The organism is Alcanivorax sp. HI0083, assembly GCF_001635175.1.
Window position 1 is genome coordinate 1 of sequence record NZ_LWFX01000315.1, and the last position, 1,039, is coordinate 1,039.

Below are 1,039 nucleotides of genomic sequence, written 5' to 3' on the forward strand. Positions count from 1 at the left end.
GCACTGTATCCGCAGGATCCGCCCCCCCTTCGATCTGATCCAGCGCATCCAGTAGCGCGGATGCCGTGCCCGGACTGAGCGCTTCGACATTGACATTCAATCCCAGCGACAGCGCAGCCAGAGGGGTAACCCCGGCGCCGGCAATCCCCTGGGGCAGCTGCATGTAGTCTGTCCAGAAACGCTGGTTACCGAAGGTTTCAAAGCGGAAAACGGTTTTCCCTTCAGCCACCGGGTCCTCTTCAATGACTACAGGGACTGGTCGGTCAATAAACTCTGTTGAGTCATCCCCACCACAGCCAGCAAGGATCAGCCCTGCCCCTGCAAGCAAGGCTGACTTTACCATGAGCGCCAGCGTGGCTGAGAAGTTGCCAGTAGAGGTTTTCAAACTGCGATGTTGTGATTGGCAAGGTGATGGAGCGGCGTCGCTGCCACCTTCTGGCGGACTGTTCTGTGCTGCCCTGGACTTCATACATTTCTCCCGGAGATGTGTACTGACGGGTCGATGCTGTGCCCCGGCTTGTGAGCGTCAGGTCAATCGCACAAAACCTTACAAAACATCACGCCCCTTGCTCATATGGATACTCAAAGAAGAAGGAGAAAGAATGCTGCGCCCTGGCGCTGAGCCCCTTATACTCTCCCGCCATGGGACGACGAACCAATCCGAAAACACAACGCATCAAAGGCATTACCGCCGTTACCGCACTGCGACTGATTGCCTGCCTGCCATTCGCACTCAATCGCTGGGCTGCCACCCTCCTTGGCAGGTTGATCGCCGCCTTCCCCACCGATGCTCGCCGGGTATCAGAAGTGAATCTGTCACTGTGTTACCCGGACCGGTCTGAACCTGAGCGGCGCAAGTTGGCTCGCGAATCACTGGTGGAAAGCATCAAGAACACCTTTGAAATTGCCCTGTTCTGGCGGCACCCCGACCAGGGACTGAAGCGTGTGGCCGCCGTTGACGGTGATGCCCCGCTCCGCCAGGCCGTGGTGGATGGCAAACCCATCATGATTTTGGCTCCCCACCTGGGATGCTGGGAGG

1 protein-coding gene and 1 pseudogene are annotated in these 1,039 nt (G+C 58.0%); one reads left to right on the plus strand and one right to left on the minus strand.

The window, feature by feature from the left end:
• Positions 1–229: pseudogene (locus A3754_RS03325) on the minus strand (hypothetical protein); the annotation flags it as partial.
• A 413-nt stretch (positions 230–642) separates the two neighbouring features.
• Here A3754_RS03325 and A3754_RS03330 point away from each other — a divergent pair.
• On the plus strand, positions 643–1,039 hold a 397-nt coding region (locus A3754_RS03330), incomplete at its 3' end, for a lysophospholipid acyltransferase family protein (RefSeq protein ID WP_369817567.1).